The organism is Microbacterium sp. Leaf288, assembly GCF_001422925.1.
Classification (GTDB): domain Bacteria; phylum Actinomycetota; class Actinomycetes; order Actinomycetales; family Microbacteriaceae; genus Microbacterium.
Map to the genome: position 1 here is coordinate 745482 of NZ_LMNI01000011.1, position 17955 is coordinate 763436.

Here is a 17955-nt window from a genome sequence, read left to right on the forward strand (position 1 = left end):
TCAGCCCCCTCGATTCGCCCGGGCCCTCCGCACGAAGCTCATGATGAGGACTGCGAGCAGCAGCGCGAACGCGACGATGGGGGCGATGTACACCAGCACTCCGACGATCGGCCAGATGCCTGTACTCATGTCGGCCCCGGAGGCCGACGCGATCATGATCGCGAAGAAGCTCACGATCGAGAGCACGAGCAGGCCCAGCGACATGAAGGCCAGGACGCGGTCGATGCGGCGGACGGGGACGTCGCCGGAGGAGTTCGTGCTCATCCGCACCAGCCTACTCGCTGACGTCCGCGCCGCGGTCCGACGGGACGCCTCTGAGATCGCTCGGGATGGATGCCTCACCGTGGGGTCTGGGCGGACGTCATGCCGTTAGGCTGGGAGGCGGGGTTGTACGACCCCGCTTTCGTCATGCTCTTTATCGCCCGCGACGCGTCGCGGGCGCCGATCCAGCGAGGTCTCGATGCCCACCGGCAAGGTCAGGTTCTACGACGAGGAGAAGGGTTTCGGCTTCATCTCCTCCGAAGACGGTCAGGACGTCTTCCTGCACGCCACTGCCCTTCCGCCCGGCACGCCCGCGCCCAAGGCGGGGACCCGCCTCGAGTACGGCATCGCCGACGGCAAGCGCGGGCCGCAGGCCCTGTCGGTGCGCGTCCTCGAGGCTCCGGTGAGCCTCGCCAAGCGCTCCCGCAAGCCCGCCGACGACATGGCGATCATCATCGAGGACCTCGTGAAGCTCCTGGACGGCATCGGCGGAGATCTCCGCCACGGCCGTTACCCGAGCGGCGCGCACGCCAAGAAGGTCGCCGCGGTCCTGCGCAAGGTCGCCGATGAACTCGACGCCTGACCCGACGGACCCCGTCGTCGACGTCGTCCTCGACGCCGACCCGGCTTCGGACGAAGCGGTGACGGATGCTGCCCCCGCCGTCGCGGATGAAGCACCGGCCGGCGAGGCCGAGTCCGTCGAGGTCGAGGCCATCGACGGTGCGCCGGCCGACGGCGCCGACGACGCTGCGGAGGTCGTCGAGGCGGTCGAGGTCGTCGTGCCCGTCGACCCCGACCCGCAGCTGCTGGCCGCGCACGACCTGGCGCTCGCCGCGCTCCGCGAGATCACGCCCGAGGCCACGATCGGCGACCCCGCGGGCTACCGCGTCGAAGCCGACGGCGTCGTCTCGCTGCGCTTCGCGAATCGCCTCGCAGGCTACCCCGGCTGGTTCTGGACCGTCAGCCTCGCGCGCGTGGACGACGCCGATCCCACCGTGCTCGAGGTCGAGCTGCTCCCCGGCGACGGTGCGCTGCTGGCTCCGGACTGGGTGCCGTGGGCCGTGCGCCTCGCCGACTACCACGCCGCCCAGGCCGCGCTTGCGGAGGCCGCGCACGCGGACGACGACGCGGACGACGACCACGAGGAGCTCGAAGACATCGACGACCTCGACGCGTCCGACTTCGACGAGGACGGCTCGCCCATCCTCCACGCCGGCGACGTCGACGGGGTCGACATCGACGAGCTCGCCGAGGCCTCGGCCCAGGGTGAGGATGACGCGGACGAGGACGACGAGTCGGACGAGTCGGACGACGACTTCGACGATGACTCGGACGTCGATGGCTCGGGCCATGACGATTTCGACGACGACGAGTCGGATGACGAGGACGACTTCGACGAAGACGGCTTCGACGACGACGAGTCCGACGAGGACGACGACTCCGACGAGGACGACTCCGACGAGGACGATTCCGACGACGACGATTCCGACGAGGACGACTCCGACGAGGAAGACGAAGACTTCGACCCCGAGGGCGCCTGACCTCCTCCGGACACGACGAAAGGGTGGATTCCCGCCGCCCGCAGCGCGGGGGAATCCACCCTTTCGCGTTTCCCTCAGCGCCGCTCGACCACGTTCGCGGGGGCGGCCGCCGACGGCGCGGACGCGCCGGCGACGTGGAAGCGGGCACTGAGCAGCACGTCCTCGCGAGACGAGGGCCCCACGAGCAGCTCGAACTCGCCGGCTTCGACGAGGCGGCGGCCCGCAGCATCCACGATCGTGCACTCCGCGACGGGAAGCGACAGCTCCACCGTCGCCGTCTCGCCCGGCTGCAGGTCGACGTGGCGGTAGGCCTTGAGCTCCTTGTCGGCCCAGCTGACCGAGGTGACGCTGTCGCGCACGTACACCTGCACGATCTCGTGCGCGGGCCGGTCGCCGGTGTTGTGCAGTTCGACCAGGGCGCGCACCGTGTCGTCGCTGCGCAGAGCGGTCTCGACGACGCGCAGCCCGGAGTACTCGACCGTCGTGTACGACAGACCCTCGCCGAACGCGAAGGCGGGACTCTGCGTGAGGTCGGCGTAGCGGTCGCCGTGCTGGCCGCGGATCTGGTTGTAGTAGATCGGAAGCTGGCCCGCGTGGCGCGCGAACGACAGCGGCAGACGTCCGCTCGGCTCGATCAGTCCGAGCAGCAGCTCGGCCACGGCCTGGCCTCCGCGCATGCCCGGGTTCGCCGCCCACACCAGGGCGGCAGCATCCATCACCGTCTTCGGGAGCACGTGCGGCTTCGAAGCCAGCAGCACCACCACCAGCGGCGTGCCGGTCGCCGCCAGCGCCTCGAGCAGCGCGAGCTGCCCGCCGACCAGCTCGAGGGTCGCCGTCGAGCGGCCCTCGCCCACGAGCTCGATGCGGTCGCCGACGACGGCGACGACGTAGTCCGCGCCCTCGGCGGCTGCCACCGCGTCGGCGATGAGGTCGGCGTCGGGTGCGCTCGGCACGACCACCTGGGGCCGGGGCTGGCCGTCGGGGAAGAACGCGCCCTCGGGGTCCTCCTCGAGCGTGAGGATGTCGGCGCCGCGCGAGTACGAGATCTCCCAGTCGGAGGGAGCGTGCGCGCGCAGGCCGTCGAGCACCGTCGAGATCATCTCGCGCGGGTGGCCGTCGGGGATCCAGTCCACCTGTCCCGACGAGCCGGCCCAATCGCCCAGCTGCGTCTGCGCGTCGTCGGCGAGCGGTCCGACCACCGCGACGCGGCGGCCGGACGCCGTGGGCAGCGCACGCCCGGACGCGTCGGCGGTGAGGCCGCCTGCGAACGGCAGCGCGCCGTCGTTGCGCAGCAGCACCAGCGAGCGACGCGCGACCTCGAGGTTGAGCGCCGTGTGCTCGGGGGAGCCGACCGCGGTGGCGATGCGCTCGCGGTCGGGCAGGCGCGGGTCCTCGAAGAGGCCGAACTCGAACTTCAGCAGCAGGATGCGCGCGACGGCGCGGTCGAGCGCCTCCTCGGTCATGAGTCCCTGCGCGAGCGCGTCCTGGGCGCCCTGGAAGAACCCGGGCGTCGTCATGATCATGTCGTTGCCCGCCAGCACCGCGGCCGCGGCGGCGTGGGCGTAGTCGGGCTGCACCTTCTGCTCCCACACCATGCGTCCGACGTTGTCCCAGTCGGTGATGAGGGTGCCGGTGTAGCCCCACTCGCCGCGCAGCACGTCGTTCAGCAGCCAGTCGTTGACCGTGATCGGCACGCCGTCGGTGGTCTGGTAGCCGAGCATGAAGGTGCGGCATCCCTCCTTCGCCACACGCTCGAACGGAGGCAGGAACCATGAGCGGAGCTTCCGGCGCGAGATGTCGGCCTCGCTCGCGTCGCGGCCGCCCTGCGTCTCGGAGTACCCGGCGAAGTGCTTCGCCGTCGCGAGGATCGCGGTGGGGTCGTCGAGCCCGCCGCCCTGATAGCCGCGCACCATCGCCGAGGCGAGCGCGCCGATGAGGAACGGGTCCTCGCCGAAGGTCTCGTCGACCCGGCCCCAGCGGAGGTCGCGCGTGATGCACAGCACCGGCGAGAACGTCCAGTGGATGCCGGTGGCCGAGACCTCGACGGCGGTGGCGCGCGCGACGCGCTCGGCGAGGCCGGCATCCCAGGTCGCGGCCATCCCCAGCTGGGTCGGGTAGATCGTGGCGCCCTCCCAGAAGGAGTGGCCGTGGATGCAGTCCTCGCCGACGAGCAGCGGGATCTTGAGGCGGGTCTGCAGGGTCAGCTCGCGGGCGCGGAGCACCCTCTCGGGCGACGCGTGCAGGATCGAGCCGGCGTGCATGCGCACGACCTGATCCTCGAGGTCGTCGCGGGCGTCGAGCTGCAGCATCTGACCGATCTTCTCCTCGACCGTCATGCGGTCGAGGAGATCCGCGATGCGGTCGGCGACCGGCAGCGCGACGTCGAGGTAGGCCGGAATGGTCGCGATGGTCACGCGTTCTCCTGGGTCTTCAGATCGGTGCGCACGACCGTGACGGTGTCGTTCACGTTCATGCCCTTCTTCTTCATGGCGCGGGCGCGCTCGCCGGCGGACCGCAGGCGCGGGTTGACGTACTCGTCGATGCCGAAGTTGATGAGCGACAGGGCGACGCCGATGGCGGCGATGCACAGCCCCGGGGGAAGGAACCACCACCACTGGCCCTGACGGAACGCGCCCTGCGCGCTCGCCCAGTTGAGGATCGTGCCCCAGTTGTAGGTCGTGACCGGGATGATGCCGATGTACGACAGCGTCGTGAGGCCGATGATCGCGGCCGTCACGGTGCCCACGAAGCTCGCGGCGATGAGCGCCATGAGGTTCGGGAGCATCTCGACCGTGATGATCCGCCGCAGCGGCTCACCGTTGGCCCGCGCGGCCTGCACGAAGTCCCGGCTGCGCAGCGACATCGTCTGGGCTCGCAGCACGCGCGCTCCCCACGCCCAGCCGATGAGGCCCAGTACGCCCGCGATGAGGATCAGGGGCGGATCCTCGAACATCGACGCCACGACGATGATCAGCGGGATGCCGGGGATCACGAGGAAGACATTCGTGAGAGCCGACAGCCCCTCGCTCTTCCACCCGCGCAGGTAGCCCGACAGCACGCCGACGACGATTGCGAGGATCGTGGCGATGATCGCCGCGAGGAACCCGACCACGATGACGCCGCGGGTGCCGTGGATGACCTGGCTCAGCACGTCCTCGCCGATGTGCGTGGTGCCCAGCCAGTGCTCCGCCGACGGCGGCTGGAAGCGCGCCGTGTTGTCGACCTTCGTGGGGGAGTACGGCGCCAGCACGTCGGCGAAGATCGCGACGAGGACGAAGAACCCGAGGATCGACAGCCCCGTGATCGACTTCTTGTTGCGGAACATCGCGAAAGCGGCGCCCAGCTTCGACCAGAAGCCGGGCTTCTTGGGCGCCTTGCCGGAAGGGGCCGCGCTGCGCACGGTGGCGGTCGCGGGGGCGTTCGCCGGCCGTTGCGTGGTGTCGTTGACGATGGTGTTCATGCTCAGGCCTCCGTCTGGCGCGTGCGCGGGTCGAGGAACGCGTAGGCGACGTCGGCGAGGAGGTTCGCCAGGAGCACCGAGATCGTGATCACGAGGAACACCCCCTGCATCAGCGCGTAGTCCTTGGCGTTGGTGGCGTCGAGCAGGAGCTTGCCGACGCCGGGATAGCTGAACACCACCTCCATCACGATCGTGCCGCCGACGATGAAGCCGAGTGCCAGCGCGAAGCTCTGGATCTGGGGAAGCACGGCGTTGCGTGCGGCGTAGCGCCAGAGCACCCGGTCGTTCGGCATGCCCTTCGCTTGCGCGACGGTGACGTAGTCCTCGTCGAGCACCGTGAGCATCATGTTGCGCATGCCCAGCATCCAGCCGCCGAGCGAGGCGATGACGATCGTCGCCGCGGGGAGGAAGCCGTGGTGGAGCACGTCGCCGATGAACTCCCAGGACCACTCCGGCGCCACGCCGACGCCGTAGGCCTTGCCGATCGGGAACCACCCGAGCGCGACCGAGAAGATCGAGATCGCCAGCAGGCCCAGCCAGAAGTAGGGGATGGTGCTGAAGAAGGTGGTGATCGGGATGAGGACGTCGAGCCGGCTGCCGCGGCGCCACCCGACGATCGCGCCGCCGATGGTGCCGACCGCGAACGCCATGAGCGTCGCGAAGCCGACGAGGGCGACGGTCCAGATCAGGGACTGGCCGACCACCTCGGTCACCGGCCGCATGCCGTGCAGGAGCGAGATGCCGAGGTCGCCGCGCAGGAGGTGCGCCCAGTAGTCGACGTACTGCTGCCACAGCGAGGCGTCGGTGTCGAGCCCGAGCAGAGCGCGCAGAGCGTCGGCCGCCTCGGGCGTGACGTTGCGGTTGCGGGCGAGATACGCGGTCACCGCGTCGCCCTTCATCAGGCGCGGCAGGAAGAAGTTGATCGTGATCGCCGCCCACAGCGTGAACAGGTAGAACAGGGCGCGGTTGCCGAGGAACCGCCAGGGGATGCGCGCGCGGCCCTTGACCGCGCCGGTCGCGCTCGTGCCCGCCTCGATCGCGTCGAAGTCCGGGGCCGGGAGCTGAGGGGCGACGGCGCTCACTTCTCACCTCCGAGGGTGCCGGCTGCGTGCGCGAAGTAGGTGTCGGGATCGGGGGATGCCGCGCGCAGCTCTTGGGTGTACGGGTTCTGAGGACGCAGGATCACGTCGTCGGCGGGACCCCGCTCGACGACGCGCCCCTGGTTGAGCACGAGGATCTCGTCGCTGAAGTGGCGCGCGGTGGCGAGGTCGTGCGTGATGTAGAGCACGCCCAGACCGTGTTCGCGCTGCAGATCGGCGAGCAGGTTGAGCACGCCGAGGCGGATCGACACGTCGAGCATCGAGACCGGCTCGTCGGCCACGAGCAGCTGGGGGCGCGATGCCAGGGCGCGGGCGATCGCGACGCGCTGACGCTGGCCTCCGGACAGCTCGTGCGGCCGGCGGTCGATGACGGCGTCGGCATCGAGGCGGACCCGGCCGAGGAGACGGCGCACCTCGTCGTCGAGCTGGGCCTTCGGCACGACCTTGTCGAGCTCGAGCGGCCGCTGGATGGCGTACCGGATGGTGTGGTACGGGTTGAGCGACGCGAACGGATCCTGGAAGACCATGCGCAGCTGTTGGCGATAGGCGCGCAAGCCCTTGCCGCGACGGGGGATCGGCTTGCCGTCGAGACGGACCTCGCCGCTCGTAGGCGATTCGAGCTGGGTGAGGATCTTGGCGATCGTCGACTTGCCGCTGCCGGACTGGCCGACCAGGCCGATGGTCTGGCCCGAGCGGAGCGTGAAGCTCACGTCGTCGAGGGCCTTCATCTGACCGGCGCCGCGCACCGAGTACACCTTGGTGACGGCGTCGAATTCGAGGACGGTCATCGGTGGACCACCCCTCTGGCTCCGGTGAGTCTGGGGAACGAGGCGAGCAGCGTCCGGGTGTACTCGTCCTGCGGATCGGTCCACACCCGCTCCGCGGCGTCGAGCTCGACGATCTCGCCCTCGCGCATGATCGCGATGCGGTCGCTGATCTCGAGCAGCAGCGGAAGGTCGTGGGTGATGAAGATGACCGAGAAGCCGAACTCGTGGCGCAGGTGGGAGATCTGCCGCAGGATCTCGCGCTGCACGAGCACGTCGAGTGCGGTCGTGGGCTCGTCCATCACCATCAGCTGCGGGCGCAGCGCGAGGGCCATGGCGATCATGACGCGTTGGCGCATGCCGCCCGACAGTTCGTGCGGGTACGAGCGGTAACGTTGCGCGCCGACCTTGACGATGTCGAGGAGATCGATGACCTCGGCCCGCCGCTGCGACCGCGTGAGGTTCGGACGGTGGACCTCGAAGACGTCCTCGAGCTGCGAGCCGATGGTCGCGACCGGGTTGAGGGAGTTCATCGCTCCCTGGAAGACCATCGAGATCTTGTCCCAGCGGAAGCGGCGCATCTCCTCGGCCTCGAGGCCGTTGATGTCGACGTCCTCGCCGTTCGCGTCGTGGAAGACGACGGAGCCGCTCGTGATGACCGCAGGCGGCTTGAGGAGGCGCTGGATGCCGTAGGCGAGCGTGGTCTTGCCACATCCGCTCTCGCCGGCGAGTCCGAGGATCTCGCCGCGCTGGAGTTCGAGGGTGACGTTCTTGACCGCCTTCACGGGGGGATCGACGTCGTAGACGATCGAGAAGTCGTGGACGGAGAGCAGCGGATCTCTCATCGGTGCTGGGTCGCTTTCTTGTGGGTGACGTGCGGGCGGGGCGGATGCGTGCGCATCCGCCCCGCCGCGGTGTGTCATTCGGCGGGCTGCAGCTTGGTCAGGATCTGCACGATCGCCGGCTGCGTCGGGTCCGCCGAGGCGTACTGGTCGTCTGCAGACGGCCATCCGACGTAGTTGCGGGTGTTGAACTCGCCCAGGAGCGGGTGCGCACCCAGCGGGATGACGGGCACGTTCTCGACGAACGCCTTCTCGATCACCGCGATGGCGGCCTCACGGTCGGCGTCGGACGACGCGTTCGCGTAGGTGTTCAGCGCCGCGGTGACCTCGGGGTCGTCGAAGCGTCCGAAGTTGAAAGCTGCCTTGCCGTCGACGATCCACTTCGGGTCCATCGCCGACGTGTACAGGCCATAGGCGTTGCCGGTGTCTTCGAGCCAGTGGATGATCGCCTGGAAGGTGCCCTCCTGGCGTGCGGCATCCCAGCCGCCCCAGTCCGGCTGGTCGACCTTGACCTCGATGCCGAGGCCCTCCTTGAGCTCCTCGGCGAGGAGCGCCTGCTCGGTGTTCCAGTCGCTCCAGCCCGCCGGGACCGAGATCGAGAACGTGACATCCTCACCGTCGGGATCGACGAGGGTCTCGCCGTCCCACGTGTAGCCGGCGTCGGTCAGGATCTGGCGAGCCTTGTCGATGTCGACCTCGTAGTTCTGGCCGGCGTACTCGGGCACGATCTCGTCCTCGAGCAGCGTTCCGAGACCGGTCACGCTCCAGATCGCCTCGCTCGCGCCCTCACGCGCGATGTCGACGTAGGCCTGGCGGTCGATCGTCCACGCCAGCGCCTGACGGAGAGCCGGGTCGTTGAACGGCTTGGTCTGCAGGTTCATGAACAGCGTGCCCGCACCCGCCGTGGGCGACGCGAGGAACTTGTTGTCGGGATCGGCCGACAGGTAGCTGTCCTCGATCTGCGGGATGAACGCCTGCGCCCAGTCGGCCTCGCCCGTTGCGAGGGCGGTCGTCAGGGCCGCGTTGTCGCCGTACGAGACGTAGTGCAGCTCGGGCACGGACAGCTCGCCGCCCCAGTAGTCGGGGTTCGCGGCGAGGGTGACCGACTCGGTCGTCCACGAGTCGAGCACGTACGGGCCGGTGCCGACGGCCTGGCCTTCACCGGTGACGGGGTCGGTGTTCGGGTCCTTGATGTCCTTCCAGATGTGCTCGGGCACGATCTGGAAGTGGAGCACGCGCGCCTGCTGCGTGTACTTCGAGCTGTTGAAGTCGATGGTGACGGTGTCGCCGTCGACGGCGACGCTCTTGAGGTCGAGCGCGTTGGTGTCGTTGAGCTTGCCGTCCAGCACCTGGTTGAACGAGAACGCGATGTCGTCGGCCGTGAAGTCCTCGCCGTCGCTCCACTTCACGCCGCTGCGCGCGACGGCGGTGAGCTGCGTGTAGTCGTCGTTCCACTCCACGGACTCCGCGAGCCAGGGGGTGGTTCCCAGGTCGCCGGTCGGGTTCACCAGGGCGAGCGACTCGAAGATGACCTTGCCGTAGCCGTACTTCGAGGCCGACGAGTCACCCAGATAGGGGTTGTTCGACTCCGTGGTGATGGCGCCGTCGGGCTTCGCGATGGTGAGCGCCGCTCCGGCGGAGTCGGCGTCGTTGCCACCGCCGCCCGCGCAGCCGGTGAGCACCAGCGCCGCGGCGACACCGACGGCGGCGAGGGATGTTCTGAGCCTCATTGCTTCTCCTAGGTATGTGCACGACATCGTGTCTCCCGGGGGGATTGACGACGGCGTCAGGGTGATTGCCGGATCAACTTACAATCAAGTAAGTAACTTTGCAAGTAGGGTGTTCCGGTGCGTGCGGACAGGTCGTGCGTAGACTCACAGGCGCCGGCGAAGACCTATCCGATCCGCCGACGAAGAAGGGGGCGCCGACCGATGACGGCACAGCGTCGGCAGCCGCGTTCGCGGCCCGAGACACTCGCCCGCAGGCGCGACATCCTCGACGCCGCGGTCGAGATCTTCGGCAGCAAGGGATTCGCGGGGGGCACGCTGCAGGACATCGCCGACCAGGTGGGCATGACCCACGCGGGGATCCTGCATCACTTCGGCTCGAAGGACCAACTGCTCATCGAAGTCCTCCAGCACCGCGACGAGACCGACGTGGCCGATTTGGAGGAACAGCACATCCCCGACGGGATGCCCCTGTTCCGTCACCTCGTTCGCACGGCGTTCGTCAACGAGCATCGTGCGGGGATCGTCCAGGCGTACGCGGTGCTCTCGGCCGAGTCCGTCACCGACGACCACCCGGGCCGCGACTTCTTCGAGAAGCGCTACCGGACGCTGCGGTCCGAGGTCGCCCACGCGTTCGAAGTCGTGTGCGCCGAGCGTGGCATCACGGCCCCCGACACCATCGCGGACGCGTCGACGAGCATCCTCGCCGTCATGGACGGCCTGCAGGTGCAGTGGCTGCTCGACCCGACCGCGGTCGAGCTCGCGCGCGCGTCGGAGTTCGCCATCGAGGCGATCGTGTCGGCCGTGCTGTCGCCGACCCCGTCACCGCTTGCGGACGGGGTCGACGAACAGGCTCAGCCCAGTCGCTCGACCGTGTAGTCGATGCAGCGGATGAGCTGACGCACGTCGTCCGGGTCGATCGACACGAACGTCGCGATGCGCAGCTGGTTGCGTCCGAGCTTGCGGTACGGCTCGGTGTCGACGATGCCGTTGGCGCGGAGGCTCTTCGCCACGGCCGCAGCATCCACCGACTCGTCGAAGTCGATCGTGACGACCACCGGGGAGCGGTCGGCCGCATCGGCGACGAAGGGAGTCGCGAAAGCGGATGCCTCGGCCCAGTCGTAGAGCGCCTGCGACGACTCGCGCGTGCGGGCGTCGGCCCACTGGAGGCCGCCCGACGAGAGGATCCAGTCGAGCTGCTTGTCGAGGAGGAACAGCGTCGCGAGCGCGGGGGTGTTGAGGGTCTGGTTGAGTCGCGAGTTGTCGAGCGCGTTCTTGAGGCTCAGGAACTCGGGGATGTAGCGGCCTGACGCCGCGATGCGCTCGATGCGCTCGATCGCGGCCGGCGACACCAGAGCGAACCACAGGCCGCCGTCCGAGCCGAGGTTCTTCTGCGGGGCGAAGTAGTAGACGTCGGCCTGGTGCACCGAGAAGTCGATGCCGCCCGCCGCGCTGGTCGCGTCGATGACGGTGAGCGCGCCCTCGTCGCCGTTCACACGCGAGATCGAGGTCGACACGCCGGTCGAGGTCTCGTTGTGCGGCCACGCATACACATCGACACCGTCGACGGCCTCCGCGACGGTGCTCGTGCCCGCGTCGACCGTGCGCACGTCGGGGGCGTCGAGCCAGGGTGTCTTCGCGGCAGCGGCGAACTTGCCGCCGAACTCGCCGAACACGAGGTTCTGGCTGCGCTTCTCGATGAGGCCGAAGGCTGCGGCATCCCAGAACGCCGTCGACCCTCCGTTGCCGAGGATGACCTCGTACCCGTGGGGCAGGCGGAACAGCTGGCTCAGCTCGGCGCGCACCTGGCCGACGAGCTCCTTGACCGGGGCCTGGCGGTGGGAGGTGCCCAAGAGCGCCGACCCGGGGCCCGCGAGCGCCTCGATGTGCGCGGGCGCGATCTTCGACGGGCCGCAGCCGAAGCGTCCGTCGGCGGGCAGGATCTCACGGGGCAGGAGGACGTGTGCCATGCGTCGATTCTAGAGAGGCCCGCACCGCCGCCTCGCCCGCGTGACAGGTCGTGACGCTCCGGCGTGCTGGCGGCGCAGCATCCGTCCTCCTCTTCGACAGGTCAACCGGGCATGCGCAGGATGCGATCCGGGGATCGGCTCATGCAGAACCCCGGTTGACCTGTCGAGCCTCCTCCACAGGGGAGGGGACGGATGGTGCGCACGCGAGTTGTTCTGATCGTGCCCAGTACGGCGGTGTGGAGCGTGGCGGAGCCGTGAGCATGCAGGGATGGCGGATCTCATGGTGGAGCTGCACGCACGTGGCGGCGTCGCGCTCAGAGCGGCGCTCATGAAGGCAGGGGTCAGCGGCTACACGATCGAGTGCGCGATGGCCGCGGGCCTCGTGACCAGGCCGCGGCGGGGATGGGTGGCAGTTCCGGACGCTGATCCCCACCTCATGGCGGCGGCGCGGGCGGGCGTGGTGCTCACGTGCATCACGCGGGCGAAGCGCTTAGGGCTGTGGGTCCTCGCCGAGGACGGCCCGCACGTCGGTGCGCCACCGAGCGCGTCGAGGCTGAAGCTGCAGAACCAGAAGGCGACCGTGCACTGGGCTCGGCCGGTCGAGCCGCGCGCGCCGGGAACGCTGGAGGACAGCATCCTGAACACGCTGCTCATTGTCGCGCGGTGTCAGCCGCATGAGAGCGCGCTCGCCGTGTGGGAGTCCGCGCTCAACCTTCAACTCGTCGACAAGGCCGAACTCGCCCGCCTGCCTTTGGCGGAATCCGTTCGAGGACTCCTTGAGGAGGCGACCCCCTTCGCGGACTCGGGGCTGGAGACGATCTTCCGCACGCGGCTGCGTTGGCTCCGGCTTCCTCTCCGATCGCAGATCTGGATTCACGGGCATCGGGCGGACTTCCTCATCGGCGACCGGCTGGTCGTGCAGATCGACGGTGGGCACCACGTCGGGATGCAGCGCGCCGAGGATGTCGCGCACGATGCCGCTCTCATGCTGCTCGGCTACCGCGTGATTCGGGTGACGTACGTGCAGGTGATCGAGCGCTGGCACGAGGTGCAGGACCTCATCATGAGGGCTGTGGCCCAGCGACTGCCTCGCGCTGATTGATGTCGCGCGCCGCGGGCGAGGTCTCCTCCGTCTTCCCTTCAACAGGTCAACCGGGTCTTTGCAGGGCCATTCAGTGCCGGATGGTCCTGTGAAAGCCTGGTTGACCTGTTGGGGCCTGGCGCACCACGGCGCGGGGATGGGCGCGGGCACGGGCGTGGGCACGGGCACGGGCGTGGGCGCGGGTACGGGCACGGGCACGGGCGTGGGCGCGGGTACGGCAGGAGCGGAGACGCATGCGGGCGCGAGTGCAGTGGCGCTGGGTCGAGCTGCAGCGGCAGGCGAAGGCAGGCCTCGGCGTCGGGAGCAGAGGATAGGCTGTCCTCAGCCCCTTGAGACACCTGAGGACACCGCGATGACCGATCTGATCGACACCACTGAGATGTACCTGCGCACGATCCTCGAGCTCGAGGAGGAGAACATCGTGCCGCTGCGGGCGCGCATCTCGGAGCGCCTCGGGCACTCGGGCCCGACGGTGTCGCAGACGATCGGCCGCATGGAGCGCGACGGACTCGTCGTCGTCTCCGAGGACCGCACCCTCGAGCTGACCGACGCCGGGCGGCAGAAGGCCGTCGACGTCATGCGCAAGCACCGGCTCGCCGAGCGCCTGCTGTCCGATGTCATCGGGCTGGACTGGGCCTACGTGCACGAAGAGGCCTGCCGCTGGGAGCACGTGATGAGCGAGCAGGTCGAGCGTCGCCTCGTCGAGCTGCTGGGCCACCCGACCGAGTCCCCGTACGGCAACCCGATCCCCGGTCTCGACCAGCTCGGCGACGTGCCGACCAACGGCTTCGAGCAGGGCGTCGTGGGTCTCGTGCGCCGCCTCAATGACGCCGGCGAGCCCATCACCGGCACCGTCCGCCGGCTGGCAGAGCCCGCGCAGGTCGACCCCGAACTGCTGCAGCAGCTGAAGGGCGCCGGTGTCGTGCCGGGTGCCGTCGGTGACTATCGCTACAACGAGGGCTACGTGCTCGTGCAGATGCAGGGCAGCGACGAGGGCCTGGAGCTCCCGGTCGAGATCGCGTCGCACATCTTCCTCGTCGACGACGTCCGCTGAGGTGGGCGCAGTCCACTGAATGGGACGATCCTGACCGTCTTTCCGGGCTTCGAACGCTGCGCCACGACGCCGGATGCCGCATTCCGCGGGCGTCGATGATGCACTGTGCGGAGATTGCCAGGCGCGGAGCGTGACATAACCGTGACCTTCGGGTAGCCTCGAAAAGTCCAACAGGCGAGAAGCCCGCCGTCCGGACCCCGCGTGGATTGCCTCACCGGCTCGTCGTCCACATGTGGTGAAGCCCGCACATCGTGCCCCGACACCGAGTGCTGACGAGCCAGGCGCCCTGGCGCAGAGGCGCCGGAGGACAAGTTTGGCTGAAGAGATCGAGTCGCACGCGAATGTGCCCGAGCACGCCGCGGCGGACCAGAACCGTCGTGCGCGCATTCGGAAGAACCCGGTGCGACGATCCCGCGCCGTCGCGCCTGTGAAGCCGACCGCGGCCAAGGCGCAAGCCCGCCCCGCCGCGTCGTCCAAGAAGGGGCGAGTCGTCAAGCCGCTGCGCAGCCTCGTGGTGCTGACGATGGTGGGCGGTCTCGTCGCCACGGTTGCCATCCCGGCGTTCGCCGCCGGCGCCACCGCCGTGGCAGAGGACTCCAAGACGATCCAGCAGATGGCCGTCGACAACGCGCAGACGTTCGTCGCCGCCTCCGACGCGAACGCCAGCGAGCTGTCGCGCGAGAGCTACGCGGCCACCACCGCGGAAGAGATCGAGAAGAAGAAGGCCGAAGAGGCCGCCGCCGAGCGTGCGCGCCAGGTCGCCGCCGCTGCCGCCTCGGCGGCGAAGTCGCGCGGCACCACGGTCCCCACGAACATCGCCCTCACGTCGCCGGGCACCGGCGAGGTGCGCTGGCCCCTCCTCAACTTCACCAAGGGCCGCGGCCTCTGGGATTCGGGCTACCACCAGGGCGTCGACCTGCTCACCTCGTGCGGCACGCCGATCTACGCGGCAGCGGCGGGCGTGGTCAAGGTCTCGCAGGAGAGCTACGGCGGCTACGGCGTCGGTATCTCGATCGACCACGTGATCGGCGGCCAGCAGGTCAACACGCTCTACGGCCACATGACGTACGGCAGCCGCCAGGTGTCGGTCGGCCAGAGCGTCTCGGCGGGCCAGCTCATCGGCCTCGTCGGCAGCACCGGCAGCTCGACCGCGTGCCACGTGCACTTCGAAGTCCACATCAACGGCTCGGTCGTCGACCCGTGGGCATGGCTGCAGGCCAACGCGGGCTGATCACAGACCTTCTGCAATCACATCAGAGAACGGATGCCTCGAGCCGAGGCATCCGTTCTCTTCTTCGTTACCCGACACGCCATCAGCCGTTCAGTCGCCGCGCGCCCCGGGCGTGTCGCGGTGGGTTACCCTGGGACTCGACGCTGAGAGAGCGGAGGGAGCCGATGGGCTGCACACCACGCATCCGAACCATGGATGCGCTTGGACGCCTCGTCCTTCGGCATTGCACGAGCGGATGCCGCGGCATTGCCGTGGCGCCAGGGCGCTGTCTGTAAGACAGCGCCTTTTTTCATGCCCCTGCGCCCTTGATCGTCGCGCAAGTCGAATAACCGAGAAGCCGTCCCGGCCATTCGAGAGGATGATCAATGCGCACTCTGGTGCTGAACGCGGGCTACGAGCCCCTCGCGGTCGTGTCGTTCAAGCGGGCGCTCGTGCTCGTGATGAACGAGAAGGCCACCGTGGTGGAACACACCGAGACCGATCCGGTGTGGGGCACTCGACGATCGTACGAACGCCCGGCCGTGATCATCCTCACCCGCTACGTGCGGGTGCCGGGCGGTCGCCACGTGCCGGTGACCCGTCGGGGCGTGCTCCGTCGCGACAATCACCACTGCGCGTACTGCGGGAAGGCGGCGTCGACGATCGACCACGTGCTGCCGCGCTCGCGCGGCGGCGCCGATTCGTGGGAGAACCTCGTCGCGTGCTGCCTGCGCTGCAACAACATCAAGAGCGATCGCACGCCGCAGGAGATGCACTGGGAGCTGCGGTTCACGCCGCGCCCGCCCCGGGGCGGGCAGTGGACCGTGCGCGGCACCGAGCGCACCGATCCGCGGTGGGAGCCGTACCTCGCCCTCGCGGCGTGATCGCCTGCTGCGTCAGGAGAGCGTGAGGCCTGCGACTTCGAGGGCGAGCAGCGTCGCGGTCACGAAAGCGAGCCCGGTGTAGACGAGGTCCTCGAACCAGTCGAACAGCCCGGGTTTGCGCGCGGGCATCATCTTCGGGTTGTAGTAGAAGATCGACACCAGGATCACGAGCACGGAGAAGATGAGCCCGATCCAGGCTGCGATGGGCACGCCGACGAAGAGCAGCACGATCACGATGGCGGCGAGCACGTACAGCCACAGCCCCTGGACGAAGGCCCGCATCGAGTCGTACCGGGACGTGCCCGCTTTGGCGGTCGCCCGCCAGAACTCGTAGATCAGCGACAGCGCGAACGACACGATCAGCACCCACGCCGATACTGATTCGAGCAGGCTGGGGTGAACGGCACCGTCCATGGGCTGGGCTCCTCGCAGATCTCGTGGAGCGAGCCCACGGTCGGCCTCACGCTAGCGGGTCGGAGGCCGTGACGGGAAGATGCGTCCGTCGATGCGGGTGCGTCAGCTCCCGTCGAGGATGCGCAGCCAGCGGGTGAGGATCGGCTCGAGGGACGCAGCATCCGTCGTCCCGAGCTCGTCGAGGATGCGGCGCTCGTTCGCGAGGTGGGCGGCGATGGCGCGATCGATGAGGTCCCGCCCCTCGGGCGTGAGTCGCACCAGGCGCTTTCGGGCATCGGATGCCTCGGCCCGCCGCTCGACGAGCCCTCGCGCTTCGAGGCGGTCGACGCGCTTGGTGAGGCCGCCTGTGGTGACGAGGGTGTGGTCGGCGAGCTCGCCGGCGGCGCGCTCGAACGGCGCACCGGCGCGGCGGAGCGTGGCCAGCACGTCGAACTCGCCCTCGCTGAGTCCGAACTCGCCGTAGACCGCGACGAGGCGCTCCGTGAGTTCGAGCGCGACGAGGTGCAGGCGCCCGATCACGCCCTGCGGCGACGGGTCGAGGTCGGGGCGCTCGCGGCGCCACTCCCGCTGGATCTCACCGACGCGGTCGAGTGGTTCGTCGTGCGGGGAGCGGTCGTCGGCGGCCATGCGACCCATCTTATCTTCCCGGTAAGATAAAGTATCTTCCATGGAAGATAAGCGATGGATGTGGATCCTCGTGACGGCGATCGCACCGATCGCGTGGGGGAGCGGGTATGTCGTCACGCACAGCCTGCTGCCGGCGGAATCCCCGCTGTGGGGTGGTGTGCTGCGGGCGCTTCCGGCCGGGCTCATCGTGCTGCTCCTCGCGCGCAGGCTTCCGCGCGGATCGTGGTGGTGGCGCTCGCTCGTGCTCGGCACCTTGAATGTCGGCGGCTTCTTCGTGCTCGTGTACGTCGCCGGACAGCGGCTGCCGTCGAGTCTGGCCGCGACGCTGATGTCGGCATCCGCCGCGTGCATGCTGCTGTTCGCGTGGCTGCTGCTGCGTCGCCGACCGCGGCTCGCCGCCGTCGTGGGCGCGACCGTGGGTCTCGTCGGCGTGGCGGTGATGCTGGGCTTCGACGCGGAAGGCGCCGATCCCTGGGGCGTCGCCGCGTCGCTCGGTGCGATGGTCGCCTCGTCGATCGGGTTCGTGCTCACGGCGCGATGGGGCTCCGACGTTCCCGCGCTGCCGATGACGGCGTGGCAGCTCGTCGCCGGCTCGATCGTGCTGCTGCCGGCCGCGGTGCTCGTCGAGGGTGCGCCGCCGACGCTCACTGTGCCGTCGGCGCTCGGCTTCGCGTATCTCACGCTCGTCGCGACCGCGCTCGCGTACGTCGCGTGGTTCGCGGGGCTGCGACGCCTGTCTCCGGGGGTGGTCGGCGTGGTCGGACTCCTCAATCCGGTCACCGGCGTCGTTCTCGGGGTGGCGGTCGCGGGGGAGGCGTTCGGGGTGCCGCAGGCTGTCGGGGTCGGTCTCGTGCTCGTCGGGATCGTGCTGGGTGCGGCGCCTGTCCGGCGGGCTTCGCGTGTGGGTCCGGCGCGACTGGCCTTGCAGTCTCGAACATAACTGTCGGAACCTGGTACTACGCTCATTCCCAGCGGTTGAAGGACTAGAACATCCGTTCT

18 protein-coding genes are annotated in these 17955 nt (G+C 69.2%); 8 read left to right on the plus strand and 10 right to left on the minus strand.

The genetic code is table 11. The annotated features are described in order from the left end of the window. Positions 1-264, minus strand: a complete 264-nt coding sequence (locus ASF40_RS12780; protein ID WP_056369548.1) for a hypothetical protein — start codon at positions 262-264, stop codon at positions 1-3. Between the two features lie 196 nt (positions 265-460). On the opposite strand from ASF40_RS12780, the gene ASF40_RS12785 reads away from it, so the two are divergent. Continuing rightward, on the plus strand, positions 461-844 hold the full coding sequence (locus ASF40_RS12785; protein ID WP_056369550.1) for a cold-shock protein: 384 nt from the start codon (positions 461-463) through the stop codon (positions 842-844). Continuing rightward, positions 828-1802: a DUF3027 domain-containing protein gene (locus ASF40_RS12790; RefSeq protein WP_056369552.1), complete on the plus strand. Its 975-nt coding sequence runs from the start codon at positions 828-830 to the stop codon at positions 1800-1802. The genes ASF40_RS12785 and ASF40_RS12790 overlap by 17 nt, the downstream gene beginning before the upstream one ends. Before the next feature lie 74 nt (positions 1803-1876). Here ASF40_RS12790 and ASF40_RS12795 read toward each other — a convergent pair whose 3' ends face one another. From ASF40_RS12795 to ASF40_RS12820, 6 genes are all read right to left on the minus strand, one after another. Continuing rightward, positions 1877-4216, minus strand: coding sequence for a glycoside hydrolase family 3 N-terminal domain-containing protein (locus ASF40_RS12795; RefSeq protein ID WP_056369554.1), 2340 nt, complete (start codon positions 4214-4216; stop codon positions 1877-1879). After that, positions 4213-5262, minus strand: a complete 1050-nt coding sequence (locus ASF40_RS12800) for an ABC transporter permease (protein ID WP_235560225.1) — start codon at positions 5260-5262, stop codon at positions 4213-4215. Before ASF40_RS12800 ends, ASF40_RS12795 begins: the two co-directional genes overlap by 4 nt. Positions 5263-5264: 2 nt before the next feature. Then, on the minus strand, positions 5265-6344 hold the full coding sequence (locus ASF40_RS12805) for an ABC transporter permease (protein ID WP_056369556.1): 1080 nt from the start codon (positions 6342-6344) through the stop codon (positions 5265-5267). Further along, positions 6341-7150, minus strand: coding sequence for an ABC transporter ATP-binding protein (locus ASF40_RS12810; protein WP_056369559.1), 810 nt, complete (start codon positions 7148-7150; stop codon positions 6341-6343). The genes ASF40_RS12805 and ASF40_RS12810 overlap by 4 nt, the downstream gene beginning before the upstream one ends. Next, the gene (locus tag ASF40_RS12815) at positions 7147-7971 is read right to left on the minus strand and encodes an ABC transporter ATP-binding protein (protein ID WP_056369562.1); all 825 of its coding nucleotides are present in this window, start codon (positions 7969-7971) and stop codon (positions 7147-7149) included. The genes ASF40_RS12810 and ASF40_RS12815 overlap by 4 nt, the downstream gene beginning before the upstream one ends. 74 nt (positions 7972-8045) lie before the next feature. Beyond that, positions 8046-9698: an ABC transporter substrate-binding protein gene (locus ASF40_RS12820; protein ID WP_056369564.1), complete on the minus strand. Its 1653-nt coding sequence runs from the start codon at positions 9696-9698 to the stop codon at positions 8046-8048. Between the two features lie 201 nt (positions 9699-9899). Here ASF40_RS12820 and ASF40_RS12825 point away from each other — a divergent pair, with 201 nt between their 5' ends. Continuing rightward, positions 9900-10574: a TetR/AcrR family transcriptional regulator gene (locus tag ASF40_RS12825; protein ID WP_056369566.1), complete on the plus strand. Its 675-nt coding sequence runs from the start codon at positions 9900-9902 to the stop codon at positions 10572-10574. Here ASF40_RS12825 and serC read toward each other — a convergent pair. Further along, entirely contained in the window at positions 10550-11665 is a 1116-nt protein-coding gene (gene serC / locus ASF40_RS12830) for a phosphoserine transaminase (protein WP_056369568.1), read from the minus strand. The two genes, ASF40_RS12825 and serC, sit on opposite strands and share 25 nt — an antisense overlap. A 268-nt stretch (positions 11666-11933) precedes the next feature. Between serC and ASF40_RS12835 the strand changes: the two genes are divergently transcribed. From ASF40_RS12835 to ASF40_RS12850, 4 genes are all read left to right on the plus strand, one after another. Next, entirely contained in the window at positions 11934-12767 is an 834-nt protein-coding gene (locus ASF40_RS12835) for an endonuclease domain-containing protein (RefSeq protein WP_056369570.1), read from the plus strand. Between the two features lie 352 nt (positions 12768-13119). After that, on the plus strand, positions 13120-13821 hold the full coding sequence (locus ASF40_RS12840; protein WP_056369572.1) for a metal-dependent transcriptional regulator: 702 nt from the start codon (positions 13120-13122) through the stop codon (positions 13819-13821). Positions 13822-14134: 313 nt separating this feature from the next. Continuing rightward, positions 14135-15052 carry a M23 family metallopeptidase gene (locus ASF40_RS12845; RefSeq protein WP_056369575.1) on the plus strand — a complete coding sequence of 306 codons (918 nt, stop codon included), beginning with the start codon at positions 14135-14137 and terminating at the stop codon, positions 15050-15052. 365 nt (positions 15053-15417) lie between these two features. Further along, entirely contained in the window at positions 15418-15915 is a 498-nt protein-coding gene (locus ASF40_RS12850) for an HNH endonuclease (RefSeq protein ID WP_056369577.1), read from the plus strand. Positions 15916-15927: 12 nt separating this feature from the next. On the opposite strand, the gene ASF40_RS12855 is transcribed toward ASF40_RS12850, so the two are convergent. Together ASF40_RS12855 and ASF40_RS12860 are read right to left on the minus strand one after the other, a co-directional pair. Further along, positions 15928-16329 carry a hypothetical protein gene (locus ASF40_RS12855; protein WP_056369579.1) on the minus strand — a complete coding sequence of 134 codons (402 nt, stop codon included), beginning with the start codon at positions 16327-16329 and terminating at the stop codon, positions 15928-15930. Positions 16330-16431: 102 nt separating this feature from the next. After that, a complete protein-coding gene (locus ASF40_RS12860) occupies positions 16432-16956 on the minus strand; it encodes a MarR family winged helix-turn-helix transcriptional regulator (protein ID WP_157549651.1) in 525 nt (174 codons plus the stop codon). A 40-nt stretch (positions 16957-16996) separates the two neighbouring features. Between ASF40_RS12860 and ASF40_RS12865 the strand changes: the two genes are divergently transcribed. Continuing rightward, on the plus strand, positions 16997-17896 hold the full coding sequence (locus tag ASF40_RS12865; protein ID WP_056369582.1) for an EamA family transporter: 900 nt from the start codon (positions 16997-16999) through the stop codon (positions 17894-17896). Positions 17897-17955 lie beyond the last annotated feature (59 nt).